This is a genomic window from Streptomyces hilarionis, from assembly GCF_024539675.1.
Classification (GTDB): Bacteria; Actinomycetota; Actinomycetes; order Streptomycetales; family Streptomycetaceae; genus Streptomyces; species Streptomyces hilarionis.
On sequence record NZ_JAHHIT010000101.1, the window covers coordinates 1 to 16,347 of the forward strand.

A 16,347-nucleotide genomic window follows, 5' to 3' on the forward strand; every position below is an offset into this window, starting at 1 on the left:
GGGGTGGGGGAGTGCGGGGTTCGAGGGAGCGAGGAGCCGGTGGCGTCCGTCGAAACCAAGTCCCCCGCAGGAGGGCTTTCTCACCCCCTGACGCACCGGATCAGCCCTCTGACCTGCCGTTGGGGCGCCTTGCGTCCAGCGGCTGTCCCGGCCGTCGAGGCGGCATGCGCACGGGGCACGGGGCCGCCGCTGGGACGCGAGGGGCGTGTGTGGGGCGCCCGGGGCTGGGCACCCAGTGGGGGCGGAAGACCGCGTCCCCTCAGGGGCGCCCTGCGGAACGGAGAAGGCGATGACGGCGGATGCATGGGCGCCTCGGCCCGGGGTTCCGACGTTCACCCCGCCGGGCGTGTACGCCCCCCAGTGGGACACCCGGCTGCTGACGCGCGCCCTGTCCCGCGAGAGCATCGGCGCGGCCACCGAGGTATTGGACCTGGGGACGGGCTCGGGGGCCCTCGCCGTGCAGGCAGCCCGGCTGGGAGCCCGGGTGACCGCGGTCGACATCTCGCGGCTCGCCGTCCTGACCGCACGCGTCAACGCCCTCGTGGCCGGCCAGCGGGTCCGGTTCCACCGCGGCGATCTCACCGCGGCCGTGCCCGGGCGCTCCTACGACCTCGTGGTGAGCAATCCGCCCTACGTCCCGTCGCCCGACGAGACGCTGCCGCGCCGCGGCATCGCCCGCGCGTGGGACGCGGGCCGCGACGGCCGCGCCTTCATCGACCGGATCTGCGCGGAGGCGCCCTCGGTCCTGAACCCCGGGGGCGCTCTGCTGCTCGTCCACTCCAGCCTCTGCGGCACCTCGGCCACCCTGGAGCGCCTGGCCGACGCCGGGCTGAGCGCCACGGTCACCGACCGCGCGGCCGTGCCCCACGGTCCGGTGCTGCGCGCGCGGCGGCGGTGGCTCGTCGAGCAGGGCCTGCTCGACGGCGGCGAGGACCGTGAGGAACTGGTCGTCGTGCGCGCCGAACGCGCTTGAGGGCCGCAGCCGTCGTGAGCGCGTGACACCGAGGAGGAAACACGTGACCGAGGACCCCACCGGCAAGCACCCCCGCCCCGACTTCCCGGACCAGGACCAGGAGCATCCGGGCTGGACCGGCCCCATGGACCCGCCGCCCGACCACGGCGAGGAGTCCTACGAGGGCAGTGGCCTCCTGCACGACCGCACGGCGGTCGTGACCGGCGGCGACTAGGGCATCGGCCGGGCGGTGGCGCTCGCGTTCGCCCGGGAGGGCGCCGACGTGCTCTTCACCCACCTGCCCGAGGAGGAGCAGGACGCCCGGGAGACGGCGGCCCTCGTCGAGGGCGCCGGCCGCAGGGCCGTCGCGGTGGCCCGCGACATCCGCTCGGAGGACGAGTGCCGTGCGCTGGTGGACCGGGCGGTGCGGGAGTTCGGTATCAACTCCACGTCGGTGCAGGCCTGCAAGCCCAGCCCGCACCTGCTGGACTACGCGATGACCAAGGGGGCCGTCGTCACGTTCACCCAGGGGCTCGCGCAGACGGTGGCCGAGGACGGCGTCAGGGTCGACGCGGTCGCCCCGGGCCCGGTGTGGACGCCGCTGATCCCGGCGACGATGCCGGACACGTCCGAGTTCGGCAAGCAGTCCCCGCTGGGGCGGCCCGCCCAGCCCGCCGAGATGGCGCCCGCCTACGTCTTCCTCGCCTTCTTCCTCGCCTCCTCCCGCGTCGGTTACCTCACTGCGGAGATCCTCGACGCCACCGGCGGCACCCCCCTGCCGTGACAGGGCGCCGCCCCCGCCCGCCCCGTCCCGGCGTGGGCCCGGGCCGGACGGCGTGCCGACCGCCTGCCGGGGGCGTAGCGTCCTCGTAGGGGCGGGCCCGGGGCCCGCCCCGCGCGCCCGGAACGCACCCCTGGCGAGCGGAAGGCCGGTCCCGGCCGTCCGCGGACCTCTCCCTCCCGACGCTGGAGGCGCCTCGTGACCAGCGCGGCCGACCCGGCCGTCGGCGACGGCGAGCTGGACGCCGAGTTCGCGGAGACGGTGCGCCGCACCGGCGCGTCCATCGGCGCGCTCTTCCTCCTCGAGCCCGACGGGCGGCTGCTGCGTCTCGGCCTGCTGTGCGGGGCGCCGGCCGAGTTCGCCGCGCCGTGGGCGCGCGTCGCGACCGCCTCTCCCGCGCCGGTGGCCGAGGCGGTCCGCGAGGACCGGATGGTGTGGGTCGGCAGCCAGGAGCAGATGGCCCGCTCCTACCCGCGCACCGCCATGGTGCTGCCCTTTCCGCTGGCGCTGGTCGCGGCCCCGGTGTCCGGCGGCCGCCGCTGGGGCTCGCTGCTGCTGATCTGGCCGGCCTCCCGTCCGCCGTACATGACCGCGCGGGAGAGGGGCAACATCACGTCCAGCTGCGGACGGCTCGCCCGGCTGCTGGACGACGCCGACGCGCACGGCCGCGTTCCGGCCGGCGGCGACGGACCCCGCGTCGTGACCGCCGGGACCGGCCGGTCGGGCGGTCCGGCGCCGGCCGCCGCCGACTTCGCCGAGCGCCTGCCCGGCGGCAGCTGCGCGCTGGACCTGGAAGGCCGTTTCACCTATCTCAGCTCCGGCGCCTGCGAACTGCTGGGCTCCGACGCCGGGCTGCTGCTCGGCACGTTGCCGTGGCAGTCCCTGCGCTGGCTCGACGACCCGACCTACGAGGACCGCTACCGGGCGGCGGTGATCAGCCGCGAGCCGGTGTCGTTCACCGTGTGCCGCCCGCCCGGCCACTGGCTCGACATCCACCTCTACCCCGACGCCAGCGGCATCAGCGCCCGCATCCTGCCCAGCGGCGAGCGGCCCCCGGCCGTCGCGGAGGCCGTCCGCTCCCCGAGCGCCGTCGCGCCGGCCCGGGCCGGCCGGCTCTACCAGCTCACCCATCTGGCGGCCGCCCTGACCGAGGTCGTCGGCGTCCAGGACGTCATCGACCTGGTCGCCGACCAGATCATGCCCGCCTTCGGCGCGCAGGGGCTGGTGCTGTCCAGGGCCGACGCCGGCCGGCTGCGGATCACGGGGCACCGCGGTTACAGCCGGGAGACCGTCGAGCGTCTGGACGGACTGCCGCTCGACACCGACTTCACACCGGCCGGACGCGCGCTGAGCAGCGGCATCCCCGCGTTCTTCGCCGATCCCGGGGAGATGCGGCGCGTCTATCCCGAGGCGCCGCTGGTCAGCGGCAAGCAGGCCTGGGCGTTCCTGCCGCTGATCATCTCCGGACGTCCCGTGGGCTGCTGCGTCCTGTCCTACGATCAGCCGCACCTGTTCCCGGCCGAGGAACGGGCCGTGCTCACCTCCCTGGCCGGACTGGTCGCCCAGGCGCTGGACCGGGCCGGCCTGTACGACACCAAGCTGGCGCTCGCCCACGGCCTCCAGCAGGCGCTGCTCCCCCGCACCCTGCCCCGCGTCGCCGGCCTGCGGGTCGCCGCCCGCTACGTTCCCGCCACCCGGGGGATGGACATCGGCGGGGACTTCTACGACCTGATCCGGCTCGGCGACACGGCCGCGGCCGCGGTCATCGGGGACGTCCAGGGGCACAACGTGGCCGCCGCCGCGCTGATGGGGCAGGTCCGCACCGGCGTCTACGCCCACGCCACCCTGGGCGCGTCACCCGACCAGGTGCTCGCCCGGACCAACCGGCTGCTCACCGACCTGGCGCCCGACCTGTTCACCAGCTGCCTCTACACCCACCTGGACCTGGCCGAGGGCCGCGTGACGCTGGCGAGCGCCGGTCACCCGCCGCCCCTGCTCCGCACCCCCGGCGGCGCTGCCGCGCCGGTCGCGCTGGTCCCCGGCCCCCTCCTCGGCATCGATCCGGACGCCGTCTTCCCCGTCACCGAGATCGCGGTGACCCCGGGGGCCCTGCTCGCCCTCTACACCGACGGCCTGATCGAGACGCCGGGCGTGGACCTCGACGACTCCATCGCCGACCTGGCCCGGCATCTCGACGCGGTGGACGGCCGTGACCCGGAACTGCTGATCGACGACCTGCTGACGCGGGGCAAGGCCATCGGGCAGCGCACCGACGACATCGCGCTCCTCCTGCTCCGCCACGACCCGCTGCCCGGTGCCGCGCAGCCCCCGGAAGCGGACGGCACGCGGCCGTGACGGCGTGGCCCGGGGAACGCGATCGGTGGGCACGCGGACGATTCGACGGCCGGGAGACGGGGACTCGCGGTCGGGCGGGGGAGGTCCGTGCCGTGGGGCATCCCGCGACGGCCCTGACGCCGCGCCCGGACGGCCCGAACCCGGCATGCTCGTCTGAGAAGGACCCGCGACAGACGTGCACGCTGCGGAGATTATGTGACGGTATGTGGGGAACTCGGTCCGCGCAATCAGCCGCCGAATCCGCCCAGCACACGGGTCCGACCTCTGAGCGGACGTTCGGGCATATCCGAGGAGCGAACGTGAGCATGCGTATCGGAGTGGAAGAAGAGTTCCACGTCCTGGAGGTCGAGAGCGGGCTCCTGGTGCCGCGCGCCGACGCCGTACTGCGACGACTCCCCAAACGAACCTTCACCACCGAGCTGCACCAGTCGACGGTCGAATCCAACAGCGGTGTGCACACCTCACTCGACGACCTCCACGCGGACCTGGCCGAGACGAGACGGCGGCTCGACCGCGCGGCCGCGGAGTCCGGGCTCGCCGTGATGGCCGCGGGCACCGCCCCGCTGGCCCCGGCCGCCTCGGCCCGCCCCACCGCCGACGCGCGCTACCTCCACATGAGCGAGGAATACCGCAAGGTCGCCGACGAACAGCTCATCTGCGGCGCACAGGTCCATGTCGACGTCCCCGACCGCGACACGGCCGTCCGGGCCATGTGCGCGGTGGCGCCCTGGCTGCCCGTCCTCCTCGCCCTCTCCGCCAGCTCCCCGTTCTGGCAGGGCGCCGACACCGGCTACGCCAGCTGGCGCACCCTGCTCTGGCAGCGCTGGCCCACCGCGGGACCGGCGGGATGCTACGCGGACGCCGCCGAGTACGACGCCGCCGTGCACGACTTCGTCCGGTCCGGGGTGATCAGCGACCCCGGGATGATCTACTACGACGTCCGCCCCTCCGACCATCTGCGCACCCTCGAACTGCGCATCTGCGACGCCTGCCCGCGCGCGGAGACGGTCGTGCTCATCGCCGGGCTGTTCCGCGCCCTGGTCGCCGACGCCCGCGAGCGGCTCGCCGCCCGCCGGGAGCCGCACTGCGCCGGCCGGCACGAGTGGCTGCGCGGCGCGGCCTGGCGTGCCGCCCGGTCCGGTCTCGAAGGCACGCTCGTGGACCCGCAGACCCGCCGCGAGGCGCCCGCCGAGCAGGTGGTGCGCAGGATGCTCGTCCGGCTGCGGCCCGCGCTGGAGGCCCACGGGGACTGGGAGACGGTGCGGACGCTGGCGCACCAGGCCCTCGTCGACGGCAGCGCCGCCCGCCGCATCCGCCGCGCCGCCCACGAGGAGGACCTGCTGGCCTGCGTCGACATGCTCGTCGCCGAGACGCGCGGCGAGCGCGGAGCCCGCAGGGCCGCACGGCCCGTGCCCGCGGACGGCGCGCGCTCCGCCGCCGGCGCCCGGGCGCTGTCCCCGGTCGTCGGCCGCTGACGGCCCCGCCCGGCAGGCGAGCCGTGTCCTTGCCCACCAGACTGCTCAGAAAGGGCTTCGTCATGTCCAGCAGCACGACCAGGGCTCACGCCTGTCCGTCGAAAGGAGGCGGTACGCCATGTGCGGTCTGAGCGGAGAGATCCGCTTCGACGGCCGACGCCCTGATCCGGCGGCCGTCGAGCGCATGAGCGAGCGCCTCGCCGACCGGGGACCCGACGGCCACGGGCTCTGGACGCGCGGCGCGGTGGCCCTGGGCCACCGACGGCTGAAGATCATCGACCTGTCGGACCTCGGCGCCCAGCCGATGACCGACCCCAGCGGCGAGATCACCGGCGTCTTCAACGGCTGCGTGTACAACTACCGGGAGCTGCGCGACGAACTACGCGGGCTCGGCCACCGCTTCGCGTCCACGTCCGACACCGAAGTCGTGCTCAAGGCCTACCTCCAGTGGGGCGCCGACTGCGTCCAGCACTTCCTCGGCATGTTCGCCTTCGCGCTCGTCGAGCACCGCACCGGCCGCGTCGTCCTGGCCCGCGACCGGCTGGGCATCAAGCCCCTCTACCTGTCCGGGACGCCGGACCGCCTGCGGTTCGCCTCGTCGCTGCCCGCGCTCCTCGCCGCCGGCGACGTGGACACCTCCCTCGACCCGACGGCCGTCCACCAGTACCTCAGCTGGCACGCCACGGTCGCGCCGCCGCGCACGGTGCTCAACGGCGTGCGCAAACTGCCCCCGGCCACCGTCAGGATCGTCGAACCCGACGGCACCCAGCGCGACCACCGGTACTGGCAGCCCTCGTACACGCGTCGCCCCGGGCACGCCGGCATGGGCGCCAACGAGTGGCGCGACGCGGTGCTGGAGGGGCTGCGCACCGCCGTGCGCCGCCGCATGGTCTCCGACGTCCAGGTCGGCGTCCTGCTCTCCGGCGGCCTGGACTCCAGCCTCATCGTGGCGCTCCTCGCCGACGAGGGGCAGCGCGACCTGATGACGTTCAGCGTGGGCTTCGAGTCCGAGGGCGGCGAGGAGGGCGACGAGTTCCGCTACTCGGACCTCGTGGCCCGGGAGTTCGCCACCGACCACCACCGCCTGATGGTGCCCTCCGACCGGGTGTCGTCGGCCCTGGACGGCGCGATCGCCGCCATGAGCGAGCCGATGACCAGCCACGACGTGGTCGCCTTCTACCTGCTGTCCGAGCAGGTGTCGAAGGACGTCAAGGTCGTGCAGAGCGGTCAGGGCGCCGACGAGGTCTTCGCCGGCTACCACTGGTACCCGCAGCTGGCCGCGGTCGCCAGGGAGGACGAACCCGGGCAGTACGCCGAGACCTACTTCGACCGGCCGCACGCCGACTTCGCCCGCATCCTCCAGCCGCACATGCTGCCCCCGGACGACGTGTCGGGACGCTTCGTCCGCGAGCACATGGCGGCTCCCGGCGCCGAGACCGCGCTCGACGCGGCGCTGCGCCTGGACACGCACGTCATGCTCGTCGACGACCCCGTCAAGCGCGTAGACAACATGACCATGGCCTGGGGCCTGGAGGCCCGCGTGCCCTTCCTCGACCACGAGCTCGTGGAACTGGCCGCGGCCTGCCCGCCCGAGCTCAAACTCGCCGACGGCGGCAAGGGCGTCCTCAAGGAGGCGGGCCGCAAGCTCCTGCCGCGCGAGGTCGTCGACCGCCCCAAGGGCTACTTCCCCGTCCCCGCGATCCGCCACATGGCCGGTCCGGTCCTGGAGCGCGTGCGCGAGGCGCTGCGGGCCCCCGAGGCCAGGGAGCGCGGGCTGTTCCAGGAGTCCTACGTCGCCGAACTGCTCGCGGCGCCCGACGAGCACCGGACCAAGCGCGGAGCGAACGCCCTGTGGCAGATGGCTTTGCTGGAGATATGGCTTCAGACGCACGGAATCAGGTGACCGACGACCGCGACGGGCGGACCGCGTACGGCGCGCCGCCCGCGGCGCCGCCCGGCGACGTCCGCACGGCGACGTTCGGGCCGCCCTTCGCGTGGCCCGCGGACCCGCCGCCCCCGGACGCCGACGAGCGCGGCGCCGCGTGCGCCGCCGCTCCGCCCCCGGTGGCGCTCCCCGACGCGGCCGGCCCCCGGGACGCGGTGAGCCGGCTGCGCTCGCACGGCTGCTGGTACCCCTCCGCCGGCGTCGACGGCGCCGAGGCCGCGTTCATCTGCGACCGGGGCGGTGTGCCCCAGCTGTGGGCCGGCCCGGTCGACGGCGGCGAGGTGCGGCTGCTCGACTCCACGCCCGACCCCGTCACCGAGGTCTCCTGGTCGCCGGACGGCCGCTGGATCGCGTACACCACGGCGCCCGGCGGCGGCGAGCACTCCCGGGTGCTGTGCGTGCGGCCCGACGGCACCGGCCGGCGCATCCTCGCCGGCGCCGACCAGGACAGCACCGCCTATCTGGGCTGCTGGGCGCACGACGGCTCGTGCCTGGCCGTCACGGTGGCCGCGCCGCCCGCTCCCTCCTTCGACGACGGCTCGGGGCGCCCGCCCCCATACCGCCTCCCCGGCGACGGCCACCCCGGGGCGGCCCTCCCGCCCGCCGGCTGGACGGACCGGGGAGGTCACGCGACGCTCCTCGGCCGCGCCTCCTACGACGCGGCCACCGGAGCCGGAACGGCCACCGGAGCCGGGGCGCGGGGCGTGGGCGACGCGGGAGAGGAGTCCGGCGCGATCCGCGGGGGCGCCGTCCCGGCCGAAGGGGCGGCCGTACGCGTCGACGGCGGCCTGTCGGTGTACCTGATCGACCCCGACGGCCACACCTCGCCGGTGCTGCTCACCACCGAGACGCACGCGGCCACCCTGCGCGCCTGCGACCTCAGCCGCGACGGGCGTTTCGCGCTCCTGCGCCGAGGCCCGCGCGGCCGCCGCGAGGCGGTGGTGCGCCGCACGGACGACTCGGCGACGACGTTCGCCCTGCCGGTCGCCGACGCGGACCCGTGGATCGGCAGGTTCTCGCCCGACGGCCGCACGCTCTGGCTGCGCAGCAACGTCGACCGGGAGTACGCGGCGCTCCTCGCCGTCGCCCTGGACGACGACGGCGCCGCGGGCGGGATCTCCGTCGTCGCGGAGCGGCAGGGCAGCGACCTCGAACTTCTGGCCCTGGCCCACGACGGCCGCACCGCCGCCCTGGCCTGGAACGCGCAGGGCGCGAGCGAGCTCGAACTCGTCGAGACCTCCCCGGCGCGGCACTCCAGCGGGCGGCCCGCCCCCGACGCGACGGGGCCGGCGCGACCCGTCCCGCTTCCCCACGAGGTCGTCACCCGCGTCACCGCGGCCGGCGCCGGACGCCTGCTGCTGGCGCTGTCCGGGTCGCAGCGCCGGCCCGGGGTGTGGTGGGCCCACGAAGGGGTGTCCCTGCTGCGCACCCCCTGGTCGTCGCTGGACGAGGACGCCGTCCCCCCGGGCCGCCCGCCGGTCCGGCCCGTCCCGCTGCGCTTCACGGCCCGCGACGGGCTGCCGCTGAGCGGCTGGTACTACCGGGCGCCCGGACGCCGCGCGGGGGAGCCCGCGCCGTGTGTGATCCATCTGCACGGGGGGCCCGAGGAACAGGAACGCCCGGTCTTCCATCCGCTCTACCACGAGCTCACCGGGCGCGGCCTGGACGTGTTCGCCCCCGACGTGCGCGGCTCCTCCGGCCACGGCCGGTCGTTCGTCGACGCCGACCTGGGGGCCGGCCGCTTCGCCGCGCTGGAGGACGTGGCCGACTGCGCGGCCCACGCGGTGACGGCCGGCCCCGCCGACCCGACGCGGCTGGCCGTGATGGGCCGCTCCTACGGCGGCTACCTGACGTTCGCCTCGCTCGTGTGGCACCCCGAGCTGTTCCGCACCGGCGTCGCGGTCTGCGGCATGTCGGACCTCCTGACGTTCTTCGCGGGCACCGAGCCCTGGCTCGCGGAGTCGGCGGCGCACAAGTACGGCCACCCCGAACGCGACCGCGAGCTGCTGCACGCCCTGTCGCCCATGAGCCGCGTCGACGCGCTGCGGGTCCCGGTGCTCGCCGTGCACGGCGAGCACGACACCAACGTGCCCGTGCAGGAGTCCCGCCAGTTCGTCCGGGCGGCCCGCGAACGGGGCGTCGCCGCCGAACTGCTCACCCTGCGCGACGAGGGCCACGACTTCCTGCGCTCGGACAACCGACGGCTCTTCCGCCGCAGCGCCGCCGACTGGCTGGAACGCCACCTGAGCCGCTGAGCCGCCGGGCCGCGGCGCCCGGGGCCGCCCGCCTCGCAGCGGGCTGACAAAAAGAGACAAGTGTCGATCAACAAGCGGCGACCAGTGAGCAGAGAGCGACACGTGACAAGCAAAGTGAAACAAGGGGGACTACTGCGCGGATCACGGGGTAGCCGGAGCCGGTCGGCAGGTGGCGGCGCGATGCCTGGGGAGGTCGAGCGCCGCCTCCTGCCTCCCGCCGTCCTCCCGCACCAAGACCCGCGCGTGTCACACGTCCGTCGACCGGGCCGGCGGGCGAGGGACGCGGGGGGCCTGCGCGGTGATGGCAGGATGGTTGGTATGGACATCCGTCGCAGGAACAACATCCGCGTCACCGGCCGACCGGACGGACCGGCCGTCGTGCTGGCCCACGGCTTCGGCTGCGACCAGAACATGTGGCGTCTGACGGTTCCCGCACTGACGGAGCACCACCGCGTCGTGCTGTTCGACTACGTCGGTTCCGGCGGCTCCGACCCGGCCGCGTGGGAGGAGCGGCGGTACTCGTCCCTCTCCGGCTACGCGCAGGACGTCGTCGACGTCTGCGAGGAACTGGACCTGCGTGAGGCGGTCCTCGTCGGGCACTCGGTGAGCGCCATGGTGGGAGTGCTGGCCGCGCGTGCGGCCCCGGAGCGGATCGGATCGCTGGTGATGGTGGCGCCCTCTCCGTGCTACATCGACTCCGACGGCTACCGCGGCGGCTTCAGCGCCGAGGACATCGACGAGCTCCTCGCCTCCCTGGAGTCGAACTATCTGGGCTGGTCGGCCGCGATGGCCCCGGTGATCATGGGCAACCCCGAGCGGCCGGAGCTCGGCGAGGAGCTGACGAACAGCTTCTGCGCCACCGATCCGGACATGGCCCGGGTCTTCGCCCGCACCACCTTCCTGAGCGACTCCCGGGACGACCTCAAGACCGTCACGGTGCCGACCCTGGTCCTGGAATGCGTCCAGGACGTCATCGCCCCACGCGAGGTCGGCGCCTACGTGCACGCCGAGATCCCCGGCTCCACCCTGGTGACCCTGCCGGCCACCGGGCACTGCCCCCAGCTGTCGGCGCCCGAGGCGACCAACGCGGCCCTCCTCGACTTCGTGCGCGGCCTGCGGTGATGTCCCCGACGGGAGAGACACCGGAACCCTCCGAGGCGCAGGACGCGCCGTCGACCGACGCGGCGTTCAGCGCCCTGTTGGAGGACAGCGTCGAGGACCTGTACGAGTCGGCGCCGTGCGGCTACCTGTCGACGCTGATGGACGGCACCGTCGCCAAGATCAACGCCACCCTGCTGGGCTGGCTCGGCCTGGAGCGCCGGGACGTGGTGGGCCACAAGCGGTTCGCCGACCTGCTCACCGTAGGCGGCAAGCTCTACCACGAGACGCACTTCGCGCCGATGCTCCAGATGAAGGGCGAGATCAACGGCATCGCCCTCGAGATGAGGAAGGCGGACGGCGGCCGGATACCGGTCCTGGTCTCCTCCGTGGTCAAGCACGGGAGCGAGGGCGAGCCGCTGCTGATCCGCACGACCGTCTTCGACGCCTCCGACCGCCGCGCCTACGAAGAGGAACTGCTGCGCCGCAAGCAGGAGGCGGAGCGCGCGCACCGCCAGGCCGAGGCCGACCGCGCCCGGCTCCAGGAGGCCCTCGCGGCGCTCCAGCAGTCCCTGCTGCCCGCGACCCTGCCGACGGTGCCGGGCGTGGAGACGGCCACGTACTACCACACCGCCGCCCCGGACCGGCTCGGCGGCGACTTCTACGACCTCTTCGCCCTGGACGGCGCCCGCTGGGCGTTCTTCCTCGGCGACGTGTGCGGCAAGGGCCCCAGGGCCGCGGCGGTCACCTCCCTGACCCGCTACACCCTGCGGGCCGCGGCGCTGCACGACCCCGACCCGGTCACCGCGCTCACCACCCTGAACACGGTGCTGCACGAGCGGTACACCGGCGGGGACCCGCGCTACTGCACCGCGATCTTCGGGATCCTCACCCCCGACCCGGACACAGGGCGCGTCGCCGTCACCCTGGCGTCCGGCGGCCATCCGCCCGCCCTGGTCGTCCGCGGCGACGGCGGAACCGACTTCCTGCCCACCCCCGGCGGGCTCCTCGTCGGCGTGCTGCCCCACGCGTCCTTCACCCCCGCCACGACCACCCTCGGCCCCGGTGACACCCTGCTGCTGTACACCGACGGGCTGACCGAGGCGCGCACCGGCCCCGACCGCGCGGAGCTGTACGGCGACCGGGCCCTGCTCGACTTCGTCGTCGCCCGTGCGGGCGCCTCGCCGCGGGAGATGGTGGGAGCGCTGACGGACCTGCTGGAGAGCCTCGGCGACGGCGTCGACGACGACACCGCCCTGCTCTGCGTCGGAGTGCCCCGCACTCCCGCGTCGCCCCGCCCGGCAACGGATCACCGGAGATGAAACAGTGAAGATCGTCGCCCGCGAGGCGCTCACCGGTCCCTTGCTCGAGATCGTCGGTGATCTCGACTACGGCACGGCGCACGAACTGCGCGAACGCATCGCCCAGACCCCCTTGCGTGCGGGGCAGCGCCTGGTGCTGGACCTGTCACGGCTGGAGTTCTGCGACTCCAGCGGCATCACGGCCCTGATCGCGGCGCGCAACCACGCGGTGGCCGCCCGGGCCGACGTCGCCCTGGCCGGCGTGCCCGGCAACACGCTGCGCATCCTGCGCGTCGTCGGGCTCGACCAGGTCTTCGCCTTCCATCCCGACGCGCGGTCCGCGATCGAGGCCGCGGCGGGGCCCGACGGCGCCGCCCCGGCCCTCGGCCCGGCCCCCGAGGAAGCCGCCCGGGACGCCCGGCGCAACGGGACGTGGGACGAGGGAGTTCCCGGCGAGGGTGTGAGGCAGCCCGGACAGGGGACTTGGTGAGCATGCCGGGCCCAGCGGCGTTCCCATGGGGCTGACCCGGTCCAGGCTTCTCTGGTTCAGACAACGTGCCGGGGGAGCCGCCCCACCGACGTGACGCTCACGACAGGCCGCCCTGCTCGCAGATCAGCCGGGCGACCTCGCGGAGCTTGACGTTGTTCTCCTGCGAGTAACGGCGCAGCACGTCGAAGGCCTGCTCCTCGGACAGGTGGTGGCTGCCCATGAGGATGCCCATGGCCTCGCCGATGGCGTGCCGGGTGGCGACGGCCTGCTCCAGCTGGGCCTGGGTCCGGGCGCTGGAGAAGGCCACCGCGGCGTGCGAGGCGAGCAGCCAGCCCGCCAGCTCGCTGGCCTCGGTGAACGCGCCGGCCTTGCGCGAGTAGAGGTTGAGCGCGCCGAGGTCCTCGTCGTCGGTGAACAGCAGGAAGCCCATCATGCTGCCCACCCCCAGCGCGTGGGCCCGCGGACCGTAGGCCGGCCAGGACGGCTGCTCGCCGGCGAGGTTCGCGATCCGGAAGACCCGCTCGCCCTCGGCGTGCCGGGCGGCGTCGAAACAGGGACCTTCCCCCAGCCGCTCCTGCAACCGGTCGCTGTCGACGACCAGCTGGTCGGTGGGGGCGAGCGTCTCCACCCTGCCGGCGCGCAGCACGAGAATGCCGGCCGCGTCGCACCCGTCGACCAGCTCCGTGGCCGAAGACGTGATCCGCTCCAGCGTGGCGTCGACCGACTCCTGTGCCAGGAGATCCCGTGCCATCGACGCCATCTGCTGGGCGAACCGCGCCCAGTCCACGCCGTCCTCCACCGGTCGACCTCCCTGAGAGACACCTGCCGACCAGCTTGCCACGCGGCGGTGCGGGAGTCGCCGACGGTGGAGGGCGGCGCGGCGTCAGCGCACGACGTCGAAGACGTTCTTCTGCAGTCCGTTGGCGTACGCCTGGTGCTCGACGAGCCGCAGCTTCTGGGCGTCCTTGTCGGTGGCGCTGAACAGGCGCTTGCCCGCGCCGAGCAGGAGAGGGAAGACGAGCAGGTGGTAGCGGTCGATCAGGCCGGCGTCCGACAGCGCCCGGTTCAGCGAGGCGCTGCCATGGATGATGACGGGCCCGCCGTCGCCCTCCTTCAGCGCGGCGACGTCGTCGAGCGAGCGCAGGATCGTCGTCTCGCCCCAGTCGGACACCAGGTCGTCCTCGGCGAGGGTGGTGGAGACGACGTACTTCGGCATCTCCTTGTAGTCGGCGAACTCCGGCATGCCGGGCCACACCGGGCTGAACGCCTCGTAACTCGTGCGGCCCAGCAGCATCGCGGTGGCCTCCTCCTGTTCGCGGCCCTTGATCTCGAAGGCCTCCGGGAGGAACTCGACGTTCTTGGAGGTCCAGCCGGCGTTGCGGTAGCCGGGCTCGCCGCCCGGGGCCTCCACCACGCCGTCGAGGGAGATGAAAGCGGTGCTGATCAAGGTGCGCATCGTGGGTCCTCGGGGTCTCGTGTCCGGTCTTCTTGGACGGGTCGGTGCGTGACGGGCGGGTGTTCACCCGCCCGCGCGGTCGCCGCGCCCAGCCATGATCTACGACCGTCGATCCGCCCGGAACTCATCGGTCGTTCACGGTGCGTCGGCGCTCCGCCGGTACCGGCGCGCCGCCGCGCCCTCCGGTCGCGCCGAGGGCGAGCAGGCCAGCCGCGCGCGTCGGCGCCGACGGCCCGGCCGCTCCTGCGGCGCTGGAGGGCGAGGCCCACGCCCTGGACGACGGTGTAGAGCGCCCCCTGGACCGACCAGCGGACGAGGCCGTGCCCGCTGTGGGTGAGGGCGACTGCCCCGCCGTTCCGGGAGCATCGGCTCCGCGCACCACCACTCGACTACTTCCGAACACCTTTGATTGATCGTCAACTCGGGCTCTGAGGAGGCGGGGTGGACAGGCGCGAGGGGTGAGCCGACGGCGGGGGAAATTCCGAGCCGACGGGCCGCGGGCCGGGCATCATGCCTCGGGTGGATCACGTCCTGTGCGGTCTCGCCGCCAACCCCGCGCTGTCGTACGAGTGCGTCGACCGGCTGATCGCGGTCGCGGACGCGGATGTCGCCTGGCGTCTCGCCGACCGCGCGGACCTCGACCACGCGCAGGCGGTCGCCCTGTTCGCGCGGGTGCCCGAGTGCGGGGTGCAGCTCGCCTACGGGGGCCGGCTGACCGCCGCCGACGTCGACCCCGTCGTACGGCCGGACGTGGCTCTCGCGCTGCTCGACGAGGGGGCCGGCAGCCCGCAGTGGGCCCGCCTTCTCGCGGCGGACCCCGACCCCGCGCGCCGGGAGAGACTGGCCGGCTGCCCCGATCTCCCGGCCGACGTGGTGGAGACCCTGGCCGCGGACGCGGACGTGTGCGTCGTCGCCGAACTCGCGCTGTGGACCACGTCCGGGGCGCTTCGCGGCCTCTCGAGCCGTCCGCACGCCGACGTGCGCCGCTCGGCGGCCGCCAACGACGCGACGCCCCCGGACGTGCTCGCGGCGCTCGCCACCGGCCACGGGCTGCCGCCGGTGCTCCACTGCGAGGTCTGCGACCAGGAGGCCACGCCGTCGGCGCACGAGCGGCGGTGTCCGCGCTCGGGCTGCGCGTCGCCGTCGGACGCCTCCTGCGACGGGTCCCACGAGTCCGCCGCGCACGGCATACGGCAGGCGGCCCTGCGGAACCCGGCGACACCCGTCGAGGCGGTCGTCGGCTTCGCGGACCATCCCTCGACGTCACTGCGCCGGGCGCTCGCCGACCGCTGCGACCTGCCCGCGGCGGTGTACCGGACGCTGGCCGCGGATCCCGCTCCCGACGTCCGGGCCGGCGTCGCCGCGAACCCCGCGATCGACGACGCGCTGATGCGCGTCCTGGCCCGTGACCGCGACCTCGACGTACGGCACGGGCTCGCCGGCAATCCGCACGTGCCGCTCGACGTGTTCGCGGAGCTGGCCGGCTCGGTCAGGAGCGGAGCGGCCCCGCTCCCGCGCATCGCGGCGGCGACCGAGGCCGAGGTCGCGCGGCTCGCGCGGTCGGCGAACCCGGCCGTCCGCATGCACCTGGCCCGGCGCCGCGACCTGCCGCCGGAGGTCCGTGACCGGCTCGCCGACGACCCCGACGCCAAGGTGGTCGGGGCGGTCGCCCCGCACCCCGGCCTCGGCGAGGCGCGCCTGCGCGCCATGGTCGACCGGCACGGGGTCCGGGTCCTCGCCGGAGCGGCCGTCAACCCGGACGCGAGTCCGGCGCTGCTGGAGCTGCTGGTCCGGCACGATCCACCCGTGCCGAGGGCGCTCCCCGGGATCGCCCGGCATCCCAACGCCTCGCCCGAAGCCCTGCTCGCGTGTCTGAGGAGCAGTCGGGCGAGACCGGTCGCCGCCGGCCGTCCCGGGCTTCCGCCCGCCGTCGTCGTGGACCTGCTCGACGACGCCGACCCGCGCGTGGTCGAGGCGGCGGCCGCCAACCCGTCGCTGCCCCGCGCGGTGATCGAGAACCTCCTTCCGGGGGCGTGAGCGGCGGCCCGTCGCCCAGCGGTCGCGACGCGCCGGCCGGAGCGTCGTCGGCCGTGGCCACCGGTTTGCCGCCGCCCGCGCCGAGCAAGATCAGGAAGAAGCGTCATGTTCGAACAAGCCGGCGAACACGGGGGACGGTTCCCGGCCGGGGCCGAGACCGTCGCCGCCCGTCACGGAGGAGGAACCTGTGGCCGTCGCCCCG

General features: G+C 74.7%; 11 protein-coding genes and 1 pseudogene. 10 read left to right on the top strand and 2 right to left on the bottom strand.

From position 1 onward, the window contains the following. Positions 1-289 precede the first annotated feature (289 nt). The 9 genes and pseudogenes from KMS84_RS24100 to KMS84_RS41275 all read left to right on the top strand — a co-directional run bounded on the left by KMS84_RS24100 (position 290) and on the right by KMS84_RS41275 (position 12,652). Positions 290-973 (top strand): HemK2/MTQ2 family protein methyltransferase, encoded by a 684-nt coding sequence (locus KMS84_RS24100; protein WP_256918523.1) that lies wholly within the window; start codon positions 290-292, stop codon positions 971-973. A gap of 43 nt (positions 974-1,016) precedes the next feature. Continuing rightward, positions 1,017-1,736: pseudogene (locus KMS84_RS24105) on the top strand (SDR family oxidoreductase). A gap of 195 nt (positions 1,737-1,931) precedes the next feature. Further along, a complete protein-coding gene (locus KMS84_RS24110; RefSeq protein ID WP_256918524.1) occupies positions 1,932-4,088 on the top strand; it encodes a SpoIIE family protein phosphatase in 2,157 nt (718 codons plus the stop codon). A gap of 305 nt (positions 4,089-4,393) precedes the next feature. Continuing rightward, entirely contained in the window at positions 4,394-5,563 is a 1,170-nt protein-coding gene (locus KMS84_RS24115) for a carboxylate-amine ligase (RefSeq protein WP_256918549.1), read from the top strand. A gap of 118 nt (positions 5,564-5,681) precedes the next feature. Then, the gene (locus tag KMS84_RS24120) at positions 5,682-7,466 is read left to right on the top strand and encodes an N-acetylglutaminylglutamine amidotransferase (protein WP_256918525.1); all 1,785 of its coding nucleotides are present in this window, start codon (positions 5,682-5,684) and stop codon (positions 7,464-7,466) included. Next, entirely contained in the window at positions 7,439-9,763 is a 2,325-nt protein-coding gene (locus KMS84_RS24125; RefSeq protein WP_438818977.1) for a S9 family peptidase, read from the top strand. The genes KMS84_RS24120 and KMS84_RS24125 overlap by 28 nt, the downstream gene beginning before the upstream one ends. A gap of 318 nt (positions 9,764-10,081) precedes the next feature. Then, the gene (locus tag KMS84_RS24130; protein ID WP_256918527.1) at positions 10,082-10,885 is read left to right on the top strand and encodes an alpha/beta fold hydrolase; all 804 of its coding nucleotides are present in this window, start codon (positions 10,082-10,084) and stop codon (positions 10,883-10,885) included. Then, on the top strand, positions 10,885-12,183 hold the full coding sequence (locus KMS84_RS24135; RefSeq protein ID WP_256918528.1) for a PP2C family protein-serine/threonine phosphatase: 1,299 nt from the start codon (positions 10,885-10,887) through the stop codon (positions 12,181-12,183). The genes KMS84_RS24130 and KMS84_RS24135 overlap by 1 nt, the downstream gene beginning before the upstream one ends. A 4-nt stretch (positions 12,184-12,187) precedes the next feature. Beyond that, positions 12,188-12,652 (top strand): STAS domain-containing protein, encoded by a 465-nt coding sequence (locus tag KMS84_RS41275; RefSeq protein WP_308287978.1) that lies wholly within the window; start codon positions 12,188-12,190, stop codon positions 12,650-12,652. Positions 12,653-12,749: 97 nt separating this feature from the next. Here the strand turns inward: KMS84_RS41275 and KMS84_RS24145 are convergent, their stop codons facing one another. Next, on the bottom strand, positions 12,750-13,412 hold the full coding sequence (locus tag KMS84_RS24145) for a GAF and ANTAR domain-containing protein (RefSeq protein ID WP_256918550.1): 663 nt from the start codon (positions 13,410-13,412) through the stop codon (positions 12,750-12,752). Positions 13,413-13,535: 123 nt separating this feature from the next. Then, positions 13,536-14,108: a dihydrofolate reductase family protein gene (locus tag KMS84_RS24150; RefSeq protein WP_256918529.1), complete on the bottom strand. Its 573-nt coding sequence runs from the start codon at positions 14,106-14,108 to the stop codon at positions 13,536-13,538. Between the two features lie 519 nt (positions 14,109-14,627). Here KMS84_RS24150 and KMS84_RS24155 point away from each other — a divergent pair. Further along, positions 14,628-16,145: a hypothetical protein gene (locus KMS84_RS24155; RefSeq protein ID WP_256918530.1), complete on the top strand. Its 1,518-nt coding sequence runs from the start codon at positions 14,628-14,630 to the stop codon at positions 16,143-16,145. Positions 16,146-16,347: the final 202 nt, after the last annotated feature.

Coding starts and splice junctions, on each gene's coding strand:
- KMS84_RS24115 (WP_256918549.1), top strand. CDS start 4,394: ATGCGTATCGGAGTGGAAGAAGAGTTCCACGTCCTGGAGGTCGAGAGC.
- KMS84_RS24130 (WP_256918527.1), top strand. CDS start 10,082: ATGGACATCCGTCGCAGGAACAACATCCGCGTCACCGGCCGACCGGAC.
- KMS84_RS24125 (WP_438818977.1), top strand. CDS start 7,439: ATGGCTTCAGACGCACGGAATCAGGTGACCGACGACCGCGACGGGCGG.
- KMS84_RS24100 (WP_256918523.1), top strand. CDS start 290: ATGACGGCGGATGCATGGGCGCCTCGGCCCGGGGTTCCGACGTTCACC.
- KMS84_RS24135 (WP_256918528.1), top strand. CDS start 10,885: ATGTCCCCGACGGGAGAGACACCGGAACCCTCCGAGGCGCAGGACGCG.
- KMS84_RS24150 (WP_256918529.1), bottom strand. CDS start 14,108: ATGCGCACCTTGATCAGCACCGCTTTCATCTCCCTCGACGGCGTGGTG.
- KMS84_RS24120 (WP_256918525.1), top strand. CDS start 5,682: ATGTGCGGTCTGAGCGGAGAGATCCGCTTCGACGGCCGACGCCCTGAT.
- KMS84_RS24145 (WP_256918550.1), bottom strand. CDS start 13,412: ATGGCGTCGATGGCACGGGATCTCCTGGCACAGGAGTCGGTCGACGCC.